The sequence below is a fragment of the Bacillus sp. FSL M8-0063 genome (assembly GCF_038005545.1).
Taxonomy (GTDB): domain Bacteria; phylum Bacillota; class Bacilli; order Bacillales; family Bacillaceae_G; genus Bacillus_A; species Bacillus_A wiedmannii.
The window spans coordinates 1,890,307-1,906,762 of sequence record NZ_JBBOTJ010000001.1 but is presented as its reverse complement, the minus strand read 5'-3'; the positions used below and the strand labels follow the sequence as shown (position 1 = coordinate 1,906,762).

The window sequence follows — 16,456 nt, the reverse complement described above, 5'->3', positions numbered from 1 at the left end:
TTTTAATTTACTGATTTTAGTGATACGAGTTGATAGTTTATTGTAGTTTTTCCGTTTTCCCACTCTAACTTTTGTATCATTGCACTACCAATTCTTTCTTCATTTGATTTATATAAAGGCAATATTTCTTGAACTGTAAATAAGTGATAACCATCCAATTTTAATTGAAATATGTTTTCTTCTATATGTAATCTTACTTCTTTTTCATTTGAAATAATTTTTGTGTGCATCTCAAATTTCATGACAGATACAACCCCTTTTTCTAATTTCCACATTATTAATAGTATATTGGCTATGCAAGATTGACAAGTAAATACACGGCAAAGTACACACTTTTCTACCGCTATATGTTTTTTATTTTTACATATAATACGGTATGTGAAATTTTATTTATTGTAAAAATAAAAATGTCTAATGTAACATCTTTATTTTTGTATAAAGTCTTTCATTACATAATATAAAACTGTAATGAAAACGATCGCTACAAAAAATGAAAATACTGCGATAATGTACCCATCCTTATTTAATAAAATGCAAAAAGAAATAGATATGATAAAAATCGGAAATACAAGCCGTACTTTATCCTTCACTTCCTCTGTCGTATCTGTATGATGAAAATACTGCGTAATCCCTATCATTAAAGAAGACAAAATAATCACCGACAATAGTAAAGGTCCTGGCATTCCGATTTCTCCTTTCTCTATTTCTAATGAAAAGCAATTTTTCTTTCGTCATAATCACTTCAAATACTCTTTTTGAAGTGATTATGTACAATTTACACATATATAATAGCGTGTTTATCATGATAATTTCAAATAATTACAATTACAGTAATGTTGTAATATTCATTTTCAACCTCAAAAATCCTGCAAATATATCTCGTCAAAATATGCGGTATACAAATTAACACATACCGTCAACTTTAGACAAAATTTATAAAGGACATTTCAGTACGTATCAAGAATTAAGAATAAGAAGATATGTAAGGGAGGATGAATTATGACTGAACACGTTTTATTTTCTATTAGCGAAAACGGCGTTGCATCAATTACTTTAAACCGCCCAAAAGCACTTAATTCTTTATCTTATGACATGTTGCAACCAATCGGGCAAAAACTGAAAGAATGGGAACATGATGAGCGAATTGCGCTTATCGTATTAAAAGGAGCTGGCACTAAAGGTTTTTGTGCAGGCGGCGACATTAAAACTCTTTATGAAGCACGTTCAAATGAAGCTGCATTACAGCATGCGGAACGTTTCTTTGAAGAAGAGTATGCAATTGATACATATATTTATCAATATAAAAAACCAATCATCGCTTGTTTAGATGGAATTGTAATGGGTGGTGGTGTCGGTCTTACAAATGGTGCGAAATATCGAATTGTAACTGAGCGTACGAAATGGGCAATGCCAGAGATGAATATCGGCTTCTTCCCAGACGTCGGTGCTGCATATTTCTTAAATAAAGCTCCAGGGTTTGCTGGCCGATATGTTGCTTTAACAGCAGCTGTTTTAAAAGCTGCTGACGTATTATTTATAAACGCTGCTGATTACTTTATGACATCTGATTCATTACCAAATTTCCTTACTGAACTTGAAAGTGTAAATTGGCATAAAAAAGATGATGTACATACTAATTTAAAAGAAGTCATTCGTACATTTGCAACTGCTCCAAACTTAGAAAGCGAACTTTCTCCTTCATTAGAAGAAATTAATTCACATTTTGCATTCGATACAATTGAAGAGATCACCGATTCATTGGAAAAAGCTCAAAGTTCCTTTGCTTTAAAAACAAACGAAACACTATTATCAAAATCCCCTATTTCATTAAAAGTAACATTAAAACAATTTATTGATGGACAAGATAAATCTGTTGAAGAATGTTTCGCTACCGACCTTGTACTTGCTAAAAATTTCATGAGACATGAAGATTTCTTCGAAGGAGTACGATCCGTTGTCGTTGATAAAGATCAAAATCCGAATTATAAATATAAGCAATTAAGTGATGTTTCAGAAGAAGATGTAAATCGGTTCTTTAACTTACTTAATGCATAATAAGGTGAAATATTAATAAGTGGGGGTGCATTGCCCGCTTATTATTAGCCCTCACCGATCGTCCGGTCATGCGGGCTAAAATTGAGGCTATATAGTAGTGAAATTCCACTACTATATAGCCTCTTTCTCATTTAATAATTTTTAATAAAATTTAATTTTATTAAATCAAAATATGTGCTACACTATTTTTAATCAAATATTCTAAAAATAAAAAAGGAGGAGCAACTATGATTGAAAATTATTTTTTTTTCATCATTATGTCTATTTGTCTTATTATTTTACCCGGTCCTGATACTGCAATGGCGACGAAAAATACATTGGTTGCTGGTAAGGTCGGTGGAGTGAAAACAGTGTTCGGTACATGTGTTGCACTTTTAATTCATACTTTAGCAGCAGTAATCGGACTTTCCGCAATTATTGTAAAGTCAGCTCTTTTATTTTCTATTTTCAAGTACGTTGGAGCTCTATATTTAATTTATATTGGCATTAAAGCCCTTTTAGCGGTAAGAAACAAAGAAGGCTTTGATACGAACGATATATCTTTAAATAATGAAGATGAACACACTTCTTGCTTTCGCCAAGGGTTTCTTACGAATTTATTAAACCCTAAAGTTGCAGTCTTCTTTTTAACCTTTTTACCGCAATTTTTAAATCCAAATCATAATACGTTTATCCAACTTCTCGTAATGGGTCTTACTTACCTCGTTTTAACAGTTATTTGGTTCGCTTTTTATATATTTTTAATTGATAAAATTAGTGCTTTTATGAAAAAAACGAGGACGCAACGTTATATTCAAGGCTTAACAGGAATCGTCTTAATCGGTTTTGGTATTAAACTAGCTTTTGAAAAAAATAATTAACAAGACGAAAACCACCACTATTAATAGTGGTGGTTTTCATTTAACAACTGATTTGGCTGTTCACTCTATATTAAAACCAGCGCTCAGTTACAACTTTTTTACGTGTATAGAATTGAACACCATCTGTACCATTTGTACCTAAATCACCAAAGAAGGAAGCTTTATTTCCTGCAAATGCGAAGAATGCCATTGGTGCTGGAACGTTTACGTTTACACCGATCATACCAGCATCGATATTATCACGGAACGTTTGTGCATGTTTACCATTTGACGTATAAATAACCGCGCCATTTGCAAATTTAGATTGATTTGTTAATTTAATACCTTCTTCTAAATCTTTAACTCGTACAATGCTTAATACTGGAGCAAAAATTTCATCTTGCCAAATTTTCATTTCTTGATTTACACCATCAAAGATTGTCGCACCTACAAAGTAACCTTCTCCAACTTCTTCCTTAATTTTGCGGCCATCAACTAATAAGGTTGCTCCATCTGCTACACCGCTATTAATATAGCCTAATACACGCTCTTTATGAGATTCACGAATTAATGGTCCAACATAATTATCTTCGTGGAAACCGTCACCTACTTTTAATTTCTTCGTCTCTGCTACTAGTACGTCGATGAATTCATCAGCAATTTCATCTACTACCGCTACTACTGAACATGCCATGCAGCGCTCTCCACTACTTGCGAATGCAGATCCAATTACACCTTGCACTGTTTTCTCAAGATTGCAATCTGGCATTACAATCGCATGGTTTTTCGCACCAGCTAACGCTTGTACACGTTTCCCGTGTTTCGTACCTGTTTCATACACGTAACGAGCTACCGGCTCAGAGCCAACGAACGAAACAGCTTGAATATCTTTACTTTCTAAAATGCTATTTACAACATCTTTTCCGCCTTGTACTAAATTTAATACTCCTTTTGGAAAACCAGCTTCATAGAATAATTCTACAAGTCGCTCTGCTAAAAGTGGCGTTCTTTCAGATGTTTTTAATACGAATGTATTACCGCAAGCAATTGCAAGTGGGAACATCCATAATGGAATCATCATTGGGAAGTTAAACGGTGTAATACCAGCAACAACTCCAATTGGATAGCGCCAAATCGATCCATCAATGCCGCTAGCAATATTCGGAAGAGCTTGTCCCATCATTAAATTTGGTGCTGATGTTGCAAGTTCTACCGCTTCAATCCCACGCTGTACTTCACCAGTTGCATCCGTTAACGTTTTACCATTTTCTAGCGTAATGATTTTTGCAAGCTCGTCTTTGTTTTCTTGTAAAAGCTGTAAATATTTATACAATTGTCTTGAACGATTCGGAACTGGTACTTTAGACCATGTTTCGTATGCTGCTTTTGCCGCTTCAACAGCTTTTTCAACATCTTCTTTCGGAGATAATGGAACGTAAGCGATAATTTTTCCAGTCGCCGGATTTGGAACTGCTTCTACTTCTGTACCAGTAGATTCTACCCACTCACCATTAATATGATTTTTTACTCGTTTAATTTCAGTTGTAATCATTATATTCTCTCCTTTTTTATGATGTATATAATTCTATTATTTTTGATTAGAAATTAATTGTTCACTAACTTTCTTATATAAAGCAGCCATATCGTTTTCGCCGTACCCAGCTTCACTTGCTTCTTCATATACGTTTAATAGCATCTCACTAACTGGTAAGTGCAGTTCGCTTTCTTTCGCTAAATCTACTGCAAATCCTAAATCTTTCTTTAATAAATTTACAGTAAAGCCTGGATCGTAGTTTTCAGTTGCAATGAAACTTTTATAATTACGCTCATAAATTCTGCTTTGACCGTAACTTACATTTAAAATATCAAACATTTTATCTAAATCCATATTATTCTTTTTCGCTAATGTTAAAGCTTCACTCACACCAGCTGTATAAAAACCAATTAATAAGTTATTAATTAATTTCACTGTTGTACCACTATCAATATTCTCACTAACATGGAAAACATTCGCGCCTAGTACGCTCATGATAGATTCCGTTTTCTCATATACTTCTTTCGATCCACCAACCATAAACGTTAATGTACGGTTTTCGGCTCCAATTACCCCACCACTAACAGGTGCGGCTAAAAAGTCTACTTTCTTTCCCTTCGCAGCTTCCTCTAACTGTTTGTTTAACTGTGGAGATACAGTACTTGTATCAATTAAAATTACATTCGAATGGCTATTTTCAAATAAGCCTTCTTCGCCAAAATATACCGCTTCAACAGCGCGAGGTGAAGGTAAACTTGTAAAAATCACATCACATGTTTCTGCTAGTTTTGAAATTGATAAGCCGATAATTCCTCCTTCTTTTTCAAAGGAAGCTTCAGCCTCTTTATTTAAATCCACACCATATACTGTGTAACTTGATTTAACTAAATTTTTAGACATTGGAAGACCCATGTTACCTAAACCGATAAAACCAATCTTTTTCATATCGCTTTCCTCCTATTTACACAATATACTTTCCACGATTTATAATAGCTTTCGCAATTTCTCTCTTTTTTGTAAATACGTTCGTGTATAAAGGCACTAATAATTGACGAATTTCAGTTAAAATCACGTGTCTATCTTGTTCTTCTGTGACAGCCGCTGAAAGTATAGAAACCGCTGCTTCTTCTACATTACGATAGCCTTCTTCACAAATAACGTCAGTTATCATTTGTTTCGTACGCTCTTTCTCATCACCATTTTTACTAATTGCTTTACTCGTACGTAAAAATGCTGATTCCATGACGTACACGTCCGTTAACATATTTGATAATACACGTGAATATTCTTGCTCTTGATCAATTTTCAACCCCGGAGTTTTAGAGAGCGTTTTCAAAGATTGTTTCAACAATTTTTTTGCTAATAAAATGTAACGATGGTTTCTTTCGACATTTTCTACATCAATTTCTACTTCAGTATCTTCAATTTGTTCCATTTGCTTCATTAACATTTTGGCAACTGTTAATCTATTAATTTCGTTCGTTCCTTCAAAAATACGACTAATTCTAGCATCACGATATAATCGTTCTACCTCGTACTCTTGCATATAACCGTAACCACCATGAATTTGTACAGCTTCATCTACGATATGACCAAGTGTTTCAGAAGCATTTACTTTATTAAGTGCACATTCAATTGCAAATTGAGACATTTTCTTCATAAGATCTTCATCACTCTCATGAATTGCTTCATCAATGACACCTGCTGTACGATAAGCTGCACTTTCTGCTCCATATGTAGCAATGATCATATTTGCAATTTTCTCTTGAATCATCGTAAAATCTACTAATTCTGTTTGGAACTGTTTTCGCTCTTTTCCATATTGAACCGATAAACCAATTGCTTGTTTTGCTGTTCCAATATTTCCAAAAGCCAGCTTTAGTCTAGCAAAGTTAAGGATATTAAGAGCTACGTGATGCCCTTTCCCAACTTCCCCTAAAACATTTTCAGCAGGGATGACAACATCTTCTAAAATTAGGGTAGCCGTTGAAGAACCTTTAATCCCCATTTTCTTTTCTTCTAGTCCAATGGATACACCTTCACATGTTCTTTCGACAATAAACGCTGTCATTCCTTTATTTGTCTTCGCAAAAACAACGTATACATCTGCCATATGAGCATTTGTAATCCACTGCTTCTCACCATTTAACTTCCAAGCAGTTCCATCTTCATTTAATACAGCACTCGTTTTTGCACTTAAAGCATCAGAACCAGCATTTGGCTCAGTTAAAGCATAAGCCCCAATCCATTCTCCAGACGCAATTTTCGGCAAATATTTTTCTTTTTGTTCTTTCGTTCCATAATATATGTAAGGCAATGTACCTACACCAGCGTGTATATTAAAGGAAACGCTAAATGCACCAGCATATCCCATTTTTTCTGCTACAAGCCCTGAAACTGCCTTTCCTAACTCAAATCCACCGTACTCTTCTGGGACCTCGATACTTAATAATCCAAGTTCTCCAGCTTTCTCAAATAATTGACGAGAAACTTCATAGTTATGTTGTTCAATAGTCTCCATTTGTGGAACAATTTCTTGTTTAACGAATTGTTCTGTCGTTTTTGCGATTAAATCTTCATCTCCGGAAAAATCTTCTGGCGTAAAGAAACTATGATTCACATTTTTATTAAGTGAAAAAAATTCATCCCACGGTAACTTCGTTTTCTCCATCTGAATCCCCCTATCATTTCGGCCTTACTTGCTACTACGTATGCTCGTCTACGATGAGTGGAATTTCTTATTTTTGAAAACAGAAGGCGATGAATTTTCACATCAAGCAGTTCGTTTTGCCAAAGATGTATTCTCATCGCCTTAGTTGTTTTATCTATTGATCCTCTGATAATACTGTTTTTGCAATTCCAGTATCTAATTCTTCAAAGTCATGATATGAAATTGTTTCATATAACTCACTTCTCGTTTGCATACTTGAAAGTGCATCTTTTTGAGAACCTGTTTCCTTAATTAAAGTAAACACATTCTCATATGCTTTCGCTGCAACACGAAGTGAAGTTACAGGATAAATAACCATTTGGAAGCCCATATTCGCAAATTCCTCTGCACTATAATACGGCGTTTTCCCGAACTCAGTCATATTCGCAAGTAAAGGTGCATTTACTTTACTATTAAATAGACGGAACTCTTCTTCTGATTGAAGTGCTTCAGGGAATATCGCATCTGCACCTGCTTTTACATAGGCGTTCGCTCTATCGATCGCTTCATCTAAGCCTTCTACACCTCGAGCATCTGTACGTGCCACAATATATAAGCTTGGTGCAACTTCTTTAATCGCTTTAATCTTTTGAACTAATTCTTCTGTAGTAACGAGTTTCTTACCATTTAAATGTCCACATTTCTTTGGTAATTGTTGATCTTCAATTTGAACAGCTGCAACTTTCGCTTCTACCATTTCTACCGCTGTTCTCGCTACGTTTAAGACACCGCCAAATCCTGTATCAATGTCAACAAGAACTGGTAAGTCTGTAGCTCTTACTAGATCTCTTGCTCTCTCTGCTACTTCAGTAGACGTCACGATTCCTAAATCAGGCAGTCCTTTACTTGCAGTATAAGCAGCTCCTGATAAATAAAGAGCTGAAAATCCTGTATTTCTCGCAACTAAAGCTGCCATTGCGTCATGTGCACCTGGAATTTGCAAAATTTCATTTGCTTCTACTAAAGCTCGGAAGCGATTCGCAAGCTCCTCTTGTGTTGACTGTTTATTCACAACCCAAGCCATTCTAAATTCCCCCTATCATTAATTTAAAAATAGATCTACAAATTCGTTTACATTCATATTTTCTAGTTTTTCTTCATTTAGGCAAACTTCATGAATTTGTTCTTGCTGCTTACTAGAATAATGACCTGCCATATTTGCAGTGAATTTTTGAACAACTTTTGGAATTGCTTCGTCTCTACGGAAACGGTGACCAAGTGGATATTCACATTCCACATTTTCTGTTACAGTGCCATTCTTGAAATGAACTTGAACAGCGTTGGCGATTGAGCGCTTGTTCGGGTCAAGGTAATCTAAACTGTACTGTTTGTTTTCAACAACAACCATCTTATTACGTAATTCATCTACACGTGGATCATTTGCTACTACATCCTCATAATCATCCGCAACGATATCTCCTTTTAATAAACCAATTGCCGTAATGTATTGTAAGCAATGATCACGATCAGCTGGGTTATTTAATGGACCTTCTTTATCGATAATACGAATTGCTGATTCATGAGTTGTAATTGTAATACGGTCAATTTCATCTAATCTTTCTTTAATTTCTGGATGTAATTTCACAGCACACTCTGCAGCTGTTTGTGCATGGAACTCTGCTGGGTATGAAACTTTAAATAATACATTTTCCATTACATAAGACTCTAACGGTCTTGCTAACTTTAATTCTTGTTTATTGAATAATACATCTTGGAATCCCCAACCTGGTGCAGATAATGCTGTTGGATAACCCATTTCACCTTTTAGAGCAGTCATTGCAAGATGAACACCACGACTTGTTGCATCACCTGCTGCCCATGATTTACGTGAGCCAGTATTTGGTGCATGACGATATGTACGAAGACTAGAATTATCAATCCATGCATGTGATAATGCATTAAAGATTTCTTCACGTGTTCCGCCAAGCATTTTTGCAACTACAGCAGTTGTTGCTACTTTTACGTATAATACGTGGTCAAGACCAACACGATTCAAACTATTTTCTAAAGCTAGTACACCTTGAATTTCATGTGCTTTAATCATCATTTCTAATACTTCACGTACTTTTAATGGTTCTTTTCCTTCTGAAATACGAACACGGCTAATATAATCTGCAACTGCTAAAATTCCGCCTAAGTTATCAGATGGATGTCCCCACTCTGCTGCAAGCCAAGTATCGTTATAGTCTAACCAACGGATCATACATCCGATATTAAATGCACCTTTCACTGGATCAAGCACATATGACGTACCTGGTACACGTGTACCATTCGGCACAATCGTTCCTGGTACAACTGGTCCTAGTAATTTCGTACACTCTGGATATTGTAGTGCTAAAATTCCGCATCCAAGTGTATCAAGTAATACGTAACGAGCAGTACTGAATGCTTCTGCGCTAGTTACCTCTTTATTTAATACATAATCCGCAATTTCTTCTAATAATGCATCTTTTTGTTTAATTTCATTTGTTTTAATCATACTATTCTTCCCTTTCTGTCGAAAATTCGTTATTATTAATGATGGGTGTCGGTCAAACACCCATCTAGCGGGCGGCGCTAACAACTCCCCAGTTGTTCTTATTTACTAAGCACATGTCGCTCGCCAATATAATTAACACGTGGACGGAACAATCGATTGTTCGCATGTTGCTCAATTACGTGCGCACATAGTCCTACTGTTCTAGAGCTAAAGAAGATTGGTGTGTAAAGTTGAATTGGAATACCAAGCATCCAATATACTGGAGCTGCATAATAATCAAGGTTCGGATAAATTCCTTTTTCCTTCTCCATAATCTTTTCTCCAGCTTCACACATTTCATATAGTGTATAATCACCTTTTACATCACATAACTGCTTCAAAGCTTCCTTCATCATCAGTGCTCTTGGATCCATCTTCTTCATGTACACACGATGTCCAAAGCCCATAATTTTTTCTTTGTTATATAATTTCTTCTGTAACAACTCTTCAAACTTCTCAACATTACCAGCTTCTAACAGCATGTACATAACCGCTTCGTTCGCACCACCGTGTAAGCTACCTTTTAAAGATGCAACTGCCCCTGTTAAAGCACCATATAAGTCCGATTGCGTTGATGCAATAACGCGCGCTGTAAATGTAGAGTTTGGCATTTCATGTTCACTATATAAAACAAGGGAACGATCAAAGATCTTCTCCTCAAGTTCAGTTGGTTTTTTACCTGTTAACATATAGAAGAAATTCGCGCTATATGTTAATTCTTGAAGAGGCTGGATTGGCTCTTCATTATTTAAAATATGATAGCTATTCGCTACAATGTTTGGTACTTTGCTCAATAATTTGTACCCGCGGCTTTTGTTTACTTCTAACGAGCGGTTTTCGATATCATTATCGTAACCAGCTAATGCGGACACACCTGTACGCAATCCATCCATCGGGTGCGTTTCTTTCGGTAATGCCTTTAATACGTTGAATACACCTTCTGGTACCGCGTATTCTTCTTTTAATTTCTTTTCAAGTTGTGCTTTTTCATCCTCATTCGGTAGATGTTCTTCCAATAAAAGGTGCACAATATCTAAATACTCTTTTGTTTTTGAGAGTTCGATTAAATCATACCCTTGAATTACAATTTCACCTTTCACTGTGTCAAGAAACGAAATTTTCGTCTCCGCTGCCACTATACCATCTAATCCCGGGGAAAATTTTTCTTCAGCTTTCATCATTATTTCCTCCAATCCTAATAGATCTTCGTGCACATAACTGTAAGCCTTTACAAAATCGTGAAACTACATTTCTATTTCAATGTATCAGAGTTTTTAGAAGATTTCAATTTATTTTATAATGATAAGTTTCCTATACTTTTACCGATGTAACAATACAATTTTTTAAAAATAATTTTCACATTTTATAAAGAAAGGACTGACTTCTTTATGTGTCTTATTAAAACAAAATATAAGGATGACTCAGAAAATCCTACAGAGTATATCATTCAACCAATTTTTTTAAGAAAATAAAAAAAACGAGCTGTACACATATACAACTCGTTTCTACATGATATTTATTTCACTATCTCATCAATATAATTCTTATATAAAACTTATTTATTTTTAAAAAAGTTATTATTTCACATAATTAAATTGAATTTCTTCCGTTTCCTCATAGTAACATTTAACTAAATGATAGTTTTAAAGTACCAAAGATTATAAACATCTCCCAAAATAGAATGACTTCCTTCTCAGCTGACACGATTTCCCCATCTGATTTCTCAGAAACTATCCCTAAAGAATAGGCCGGCTGAATTGAACTATTATTATGTTATCCTTTAACCATTGTAAATCGTTAAGTTCAATTGAAATTTTCATCTTTGTTACTCCCGTTTACGCAAATTCTTTTTTACCTAATCGCTGTTTTACAAAAATGACAAAAATAATGAAAGCGATTAGTCCTGAAATTGCACTACCTACAAATAAAATACGGTAACCAAACATTTGCGAAATAACTCCAAGTAAAATCGCACCAAGTCCAATCCCTAAATCAAATGCAGTAAAGAATGAAGCGTTAGCAACTCCTCTTTTACTCGGATCAACAATTGTAAGCATCGCTGCTTGTAATGCGGGCTGTGCTGAACCGAATCCAACACCGTATAATGCAGCTGCGATAACTACCCCTATTAAACTATTTGAAATCGTTAATACAACTATCGCGATAATCGTAATACATAGTGCCGGGAGTATAATAAATACTTCTCCATACTTATCTAATAGTTTTCCTGAAATTGGTCTTACAATCGTTAAAGCAACTGCATATACAAGAAAGAATGTCCCAGGATTCACATCGATTGAAGATGCAAATAGCGGTAAAAACGTCGTAATTCCTCCATATGCAAATGATAAAAAGAAAACTACAATTGTAATGGATAGAACCGATTTTTCAAACAACTGCATTTTCCCTTTTTCTTTTTGTGGTGTGAATGGCATTTTCGTCATGAACGATAATAGGACTGCCATAAAGGATAAAAGAGTTGCCAACAAGAATAGACCGTGAAATGAATAATGTTGTACAACCGATAATCCAATCATTGGGCCGATTGCCATTGCAATTGTCATAGCCATCCCGTACCAACCCATACCTTCACCACGGCGTGAATCTGGAATAATATCAGTTATCGCTGTTCCAACAGCTGTTGTAGAAACAGCCCATGTCACTCCGTGAATAACGCGTAAAACTGCTAAAAGGACTATAGTCGATGCTAAATTATAGGAATACATCGTTAGCCCAAAAAGGATGAGTCCGAAAATAATAAACGATCTTCTACCATATTGATCTAACATCCCTCCAATAATCGGTCGTATTACAACTGCAGCTATTGTAAACATTCCCATCATGAGTCCAACTTGTGATTCATTGCCGCCTATCTCTTTAATAAAGAGCGGGAGCGTTGGTACAAGTAAATAAAATCCTGTAAATAAAAATAACATTGCGAAAGTCATTTGAATAAATGATTTCGTCCATAATCGTTCCATTAAAATTCCTCCATAAACACGTATATTCTTGCAATTAACACCTCCATTTTACATTTTCTTAGTCCCTTTTCCCTCCGTAAATAGACGTAACTTTTTATAATAAATGGTCCACCATCAATATAAATTGGTCTTACAACTTTATAAGTATACATTAGCCTAAAGTCCTATCTATATGTACCTTTATACGCGTGAAAAGAATATACTACTTTATTATCACAACTTAGGAGTGATTATGTTATGTGGGTATCTTCAAGAGTAACGGCCGTCGTTCCTTCGACTCCTGGGATACACGTTCCAGCCGTTCATACAGCTAGTTCCGATGTAGGAATTGAACTTCCTGCAACTTGGCAACAATATCAAATTCCAGGTCAAGTTACTCCCTCATTTTGGCATCATGGCGCACATCCAAGTAGTACCACCTTTCAAAGCCAAAGTTATCCTCCATTACCTCAGGCTCAAGTTTTTTATCATTTCCCTTCTATTTATTTCCAAAATTTCCACGGTACTTTTAACATTTAAATTCATCCTTGCATAGCTGCTGCATTTTAACGAAAATAATACTTCAAATAGAAAATTATGTAGTAATTTCACAGAACAACTATTTAATCCTAAAAACCTATAAACTGCTTACTATAGACTTTTCTGTAGGAAATCAATAATCAACATTTTAATTTAAACGATAAAAAAGCACTTAAGATTGTAATTTTTACAAATCTTAAGTGCTTTTTATTAACTTCTCTTATTGTCCATTATTGACAGGGGCTTCTCCTGCATTCCCGCCAGTATCTGGTTGTGTGGTCGCTGGAGGTGTTGTATTTCCTTGACCTCCTCCATTATTTGCTGGAGGTGTTGTATTTCCTTGGCCTCCTCCGTTATTTGCTGGAGGTGTCGTTCCTTGGCCATTTCCATTATTTTGTTCATTTTGTTTCTTTTCTTCTTCTTGTTTCTTTTGCTCTTCTAGTTTCTTTTGTTCTTCTTGCTTCTTCAGTTCCTCTTGTTGCTTTTGTTCTTCTTGTTTTTTAAGCTCTTCTTGTTTCTTTAATTCTTCTTTGTTTTTCTCTTCTTCAGTTTTTTGCTTTTGATCTTGTTTTGGTTGTTCCGTTGTATCCGGTACGCTCGTATTTGGTGAAGAATCACGTTTTTCACCTTTTATACGTAGCTCACTACCTTCTTGAATAACGCTACTTGGCATTTTAAAGCGTGATTTGTCAGTAGCAAACTCACTCATCATTTCTTTAAAGATCAACTGTGCAATTTTCGTATTTTTACTACTAATATACTCGTCTTTACCATCTTTCATATATCCAGTCCATACCGCCATCGTATATTGCGGCGTATAACCTGCAAACCAACTATCACGAGTCGCACTTTCTGGAATGTTATATTGAGCTAATTGTTTTGAAGCATAGTTTGTTGTACCTGTTTTACCAGCTACATCTAAAGAGCTAATATTTGCTGCTGTACCAGTACCTGATGTTACTACTGAACGAAGCATATCAGTGATCATATATGCTGTAGAGTCAGCTATAACTTGTTTTGGTTTTTGCTCAAAACTTTGTGACTTGCCGTCTGGATAAACTACTTTCTTAACAAAATGCGGTTTTGCATACTTTCCACCATTACCAAATGTCGCATAAGCACCCGCCATTTCAGTTGGTGAAACTTCATTTGTACCTATAGCTGTTGATTCTGCCAGCGGTTTATTAAATGTAATACCTAATTTCTCAGAGAATTCCTTTGATTTATTAAGTCCTACTTCTTTTGCAGTTTTAACTGCTGGAACGTTACGCGACATTTTTAATGCTTCACGCATAGTAATTGGGCCTAAATGACTTCTGTCCGCATTTCGAAGTTCTTGTCCAGTTGAATATTTAAATGGAGAATCATCAATTTGATGATACGTAGCCCATTTTAAGTATTCAATTGCAGGACCGTAATCAAAGATTGGCTTCATCGTCGAACCAGCTGCACGATCTAATTCAATTGCCATATTATGCCCTTTAAATACTGCTTTATTTTCACCGCGCCCACTACCTATAGCACGAACCTCACCTGTTTTCGTATCCATAAATGTGAAAGCACCTTGGAATTTATCATTTGGATAGTTAATAATATTTTCATCTAATATCCTATCAGCAGCTTTCTGTGCATCTTTATCTAAAGTTGTATAAATTTCCAAACCGTCAGAACCAATATTAGCATCTGGCAATTCTTTTTCTACTTCTTTCACAACTGCATCCATAAATGCAGGATATGGCATTGCTTGTACAGTTGCAGTTTTAAGTCCATCTGTTACTTTAACTTTCGAAGCTTCTTCCATTTCTGCCTTCGTAATATAACCATGTCGATTCATTAATTTTAGTACAACATCTCTTCTTTCTGTTGCTCTTTGAATATTGTCCGTTTTCGTTGGATCATAGTTATTCGGTGCTTTCGGTAAACCTGCAAGCATCGCAACTTCTGGTAATGTTAACTCTTTTAATTCTTTACCATAGTAGTTTTGTGCTGCTGTTGCGATACCATACGAACGGTTTCCTAAATTAATTTTATTTAAATACATTTCTAAAATTTCATGTTTTGAATACTGTTGTTCTAGCTTATACGCTAAATATATTTCCTGAACCTTACGTTTTGATGTTTTTTCCATCGATAAGAAATAGTTTTTAATAACCTGCTGCGTTATCGTACTTCCACCCTGTGAACCGTAATCTCCTTTAAGGCTCACCAACACAGCACGGGCAGTACCTTTGAAGTCTACTCCGCTATGCTCATAAAAACGTGCATCTTCTGTTGCTAAAAATGCATTTTCTACTAATTTAGGAATTTGATCATACGTAACATTCGTCCGTTTTTCTTTCCCATATTCATAAACCAAATCGCCATTTTTATCATAAATTTTTGAGGATAACGGATTAACAAGTTTTGCTTTCTCAAGTTTTGGTGCATCCTTAATCATTACGAAGAAGGTAGCAACCCCTGCCACTAAACCAACAATACCAAGTAATAAACAAGTAATTAAAAACTTACGAAAGAACGATGTTTTCCCTTTTGGTTTTTGTGTTTTAGAAGCTGGCTGTTTTTTCTTTTTAACTTGTCGTCGCTCCTCTCGAGAACGATAATTTTCTGACATGTTACTTTCTCCTGCCTTTCAATTCTCCCGTTGATTTACTTAAAAATATTGAGGTCACTTTCTAAACTGAAGTTAATTAAGAAAGTATATTGACCTGGAGCATTCAATATTTTCCTAATTCACAGATTATAATTTTTAGAATTCTTCGTATACAAACTATTTTCACTTCTATTTACCCTAATAATGCTGCCCCTTTAAGCATAGAATGTAAAAAGTGAATTTTTATACCTCGTATAAATAATATACCTTTTTTTCAAATGGTCAATATTTTCTTATTTATAAATCAAAGGTGAAATAAAAATAGCACAACGATATGTACTTCGTGTGAACTTCCTTATTATTACGTATAACAAACATTTAATATATTGCATATAAGTATAATACCTCTTTAATTATAAGGATTTCAACACCACAAACTCAACATCTACAAGAAATAATAAAAAATGAAAAGTGAGGAGTTGCGTAATGATGAAGCTATCTCCCGTGAGTTCAAAAAATATAGTTGCTGTTGGCTATAATCCTTTTTCTATGATTTTACGCATTCAATTAAAGAATGGAATGTATGATTTCTTTAACGTGCCTGAAAATATTTACACCGGTTTATTAAGTGCACAATCTAAAACTAATTATCACAATACTTATATTAAAAATTCTTACCGCTATACTAAAATTTAAACTTAAACAGAATG

General features: G+C 34.9%; 14 protein-coding genes and 1 pseudogene. 4 read left to right on the top strand and 11 right to left on the bottom strand.

Features of this window, described 5'->3' with window-relative positions:
- Nucleotides 1-2: 2 nt before the first annotated feature.
- Nucleotides 3-242 (bottom strand): DUF2584 family protein, encoded by a 240-nt coding sequence (locus MKX31_RS09655; protein WP_000667347.1) that lies wholly within the window; start codon nt 240-242, stop codon nt 3-5.
- A gap of 183 nt (nt 243-425) precedes the next feature.
- Nucleotides 426-683, bottom strand: a complete 258-nt coding sequence (locus MKX31_RS09650) for a hypothetical protein (protein WP_046955733.1) — start codon at nt 681-683, stop codon at nt 426-428.
- Nucleotides 684-999: 316 nt separating this feature from the next.
- Between MKX31_RS09650 and MKX31_RS09645 the strand changes: the two genes are divergently transcribed.
- Together MKX31_RS09645 and MKX31_RS09640 are read left to right on the top strand one after the other, a co-directional pair.
- Nucleotides 1,000-2,055 carry an enoyl-CoA hydratase/isomerase family protein gene (locus tag MKX31_RS09645; protein ID WP_088046895.1) on the top strand — a complete coding sequence of 352 codons (1,056 nt, stop codon included), beginning with the start codon at nt 1,000-1,002 and terminating at the stop codon, nt 2,053-2,055.
- Between the two features lie 227 nt (nt 2,056-2,282).
- The gene (locus tag MKX31_RS09640) at nt 2,283-2,915 is read left to right on the top strand and encodes a LysE family translocator (protein ID WP_340980696.1); all 633 of its coding nucleotides are present in this window, start codon (nt 2,283-2,285) and stop codon (nt 2,913-2,915) included.
- A gap of 70 nt (nt 2,916-2,985) precedes the next feature.
- On the opposite strand, the gene MKX31_RS09635 is transcribed toward MKX31_RS09640, so the two are convergent.
- The 8 genes and pseudogenes from MKX31_RS09635 to MKX31_RS09600 all read right to left on the bottom strand — a co-directional run bounded on the left by MKX31_RS09635 (nt 2,986) and on the right by MKX31_RS09600 (nt 12,637).
- Complete coding sequence (locus MKX31_RS09635; RefSeq protein WP_064477296.1) at nt 2,986-4,446, bottom strand: CoA-acylating methylmalonate-semialdehyde dehydrogenase; 1,461 nt, start codon at nt 4,444-4,446, stop codon at nt 2,986-2,988.
- A 36-nt stretch (nt 4,447-4,482) separates the two neighbouring features.
- Nucleotides 4,483-5,373: an NAD(P)-dependent oxidoreductase gene (locus MKX31_RS09630; RefSeq protein WP_064477297.1), complete on the bottom strand. Its 891-nt coding sequence runs from the start codon at nt 5,371-5,373 to the stop codon at nt 4,483-4,485.
- A 16-nt stretch (nt 5,374-5,389) separates the two neighbouring features.
- Entirely contained in the window at nt 5,390-7,099 is a 1,710-nt protein-coding gene (locus tag MKX31_RS09625; RefSeq protein ID WP_064477298.1) for an acyl-CoA dehydrogenase family protein, read from the bottom strand.
- Nucleotides 7,100-7,253: 154 nt separating this feature from the next.
- A complete protein-coding gene (gene prpB, locus MKX31_RS09620; RefSeq protein WP_063261135.1) occupies nt 7,254-8,162 on the bottom strand; it encodes a methylisocitrate lyase in 909 nt (302 codons plus the stop codon).
- A gap of 18 nt (nt 8,163-8,180) precedes the next feature.
- A complete protein-coding gene (prpD, locus tag MKX31_RS09615) occupies nt 8,181-9,617 on the bottom strand; it encodes a 2-methylcitrate dehydratase (protein WP_064477299.1) in 1,437 nt (478 codons plus the stop codon).
- A gap of 98 nt (nt 9,618-9,715) precedes the next feature.
- Nucleotides 9,716-10,837: a citrate synthase gene (gene mmgD / locus MKX31_RS09610; protein ID WP_064477300.1), complete on the bottom strand. Its 1,122-nt coding sequence runs from the start codon at nt 10,835-10,837 to the stop codon at nt 9,716-9,718.
- 396 nt (nt 10,838-11,233) lie between these two features.
- Nucleotides 11,234-11,476 (bottom strand): annotated as a pseudogene (locus MKX31_RS09605) (HesB/YadR/YfhF family protein).
- Between the two features lie 15 nt (nt 11,477-11,491).
- Nucleotides 11,492-12,637: an MFS transporter gene (locus MKX31_RS09600; RefSeq protein WP_088046824.1), complete on the bottom strand. Its 1,146-nt coding sequence runs from the start codon at nt 12,635-12,637 to the stop codon at nt 11,492-11,494.
- 237 nt (nt 12,638-12,874) lie between these two features.
- Here MKX31_RS09600 and MKX31_RS09595 point away from each other — a divergent pair, with 237 nt between their 5' ends.
- The gene (locus MKX31_RS09595; RefSeq protein ID WP_064477302.1) at nt 12,875-13,156 is read left to right on the top strand and encodes a hypothetical protein; all 282 of its coding nucleotides are present in this window, start codon (nt 12,875-12,877) and stop codon (nt 13,154-13,156) included.
- Between the two features lie 220 nt (nt 13,157-13,376).
- Here MKX31_RS09595 and MKX31_RS09590 read toward each other — a convergent pair whose 3' ends face one another.
- Entirely contained in the window at nt 13,377-15,767 is a 2,391-nt protein-coding gene (locus MKX31_RS09590) for a transglycosylase domain-containing protein (RefSeq protein ID WP_340980695.1), read from the bottom strand.
- Nucleotides 15,768-16,232: 465 nt separating this feature from the next.
- Here MKX31_RS09590 and MKX31_RS09585 point away from each other — a divergent pair, with 465 nt between their 5' ends.
- Nucleotides 16,233-16,442, top strand: coding sequence for a KTSC domain-containing protein (locus tag MKX31_RS09585; RefSeq protein ID WP_000977083.1), 210 nt, complete (start codon nt 16,233-16,235; stop codon nt 16,440-16,442).
- The last annotated feature ends 14 nt before the right edge of the window (nt 16,443-16,456 follow it).

Coding starts and splice junctions, on each gene's coding strand:
- MKX31_RS09590 (WP_340980695.1), bottom strand. CDS start 15,767: ATGTCAGAAAATTATCGTTCTCGAGAGGAGCGACGACAAGTTAAAAAG.
- MKX31_RS09585 (WP_000977083.1), top strand. CDS start 16,233: ATGATGAAGCTATCTCCCGTGAGTTCAAAAAATATAGTTGCTGTTGGC.
- mmgD (WP_064477300.1), bottom strand. CDS start 10,837: ATGATGAAAGCTGAAGAAAAATTTTCCCCGGGATTAGATGGTATAGTG.
- MKX31_RS09655 (WP_000667347.1), bottom strand. CDS start 242: ATGAAATTTGAGATGCACACAAAAATTATTTCAAATGAAAAAGAAGTA.
- MKX31_RS09635 (WP_064477296.1), bottom strand. CDS start 4,446: ATGATTACAACTGAAATTAAACGAGTAAAAAATCATATTAATGGTGAG.
- MKX31_RS09630 (WP_064477297.1), bottom strand. CDS start 5,373: ATGAAAAAGATTGGTTTTATCGGTTTAGGTAACATGGGTCTTCCAATG.
- MKX31_RS09650 (WP_046955733.1), bottom strand. CDS start 683: ATGCCAGGACCTTTACTATTGTCGGTGATTATTTTGTCTTCTTTAATG.
- MKX31_RS09640 (WP_340980696.1), top strand. CDS start 2,283: ATGATTGAAAATTATTTTTTTTTCATCATTATGTCTATTTGTCTTATT.
- MKX31_RS09625 (WP_064477298.1), bottom strand. CDS start 7,099: ATGGAGAAAACGAAGTTACCGTGGGATGAATTTTTTTCACTTAATAAA.
- MKX31_RS09645 (WP_088046895.1), top strand. CDS start 1,000: ATGACTGAACACGTTTTATTTTCTATTAGCGAAAACGGCGTTGCATCA.
- prpB (WP_063261135.1), bottom strand. CDS start 8,162: ATGGCTTGGGTTGTGAATAAACAGTCAACACAAGAGGAGCTTGCGAAT.
- MKX31_RS09595 (WP_064477302.1), top strand. CDS start 12,875: ATGTGGGTATCTTCAAGAGTAACGGCCGTCGTTCCTTCGACTCCTGGG.
- prpD (WP_064477299.1), bottom strand. CDS start 9,617: ATGATTAAAACAAATGAAATTAAACAAAAAGATGCATTATTAGAAGAA.
- MKX31_RS09600 (WP_088046824.1), bottom strand. CDS start 12,637: ATGGAACGATTATGGACGAAATCATTTATTCAAATGACTTTCGCAATG.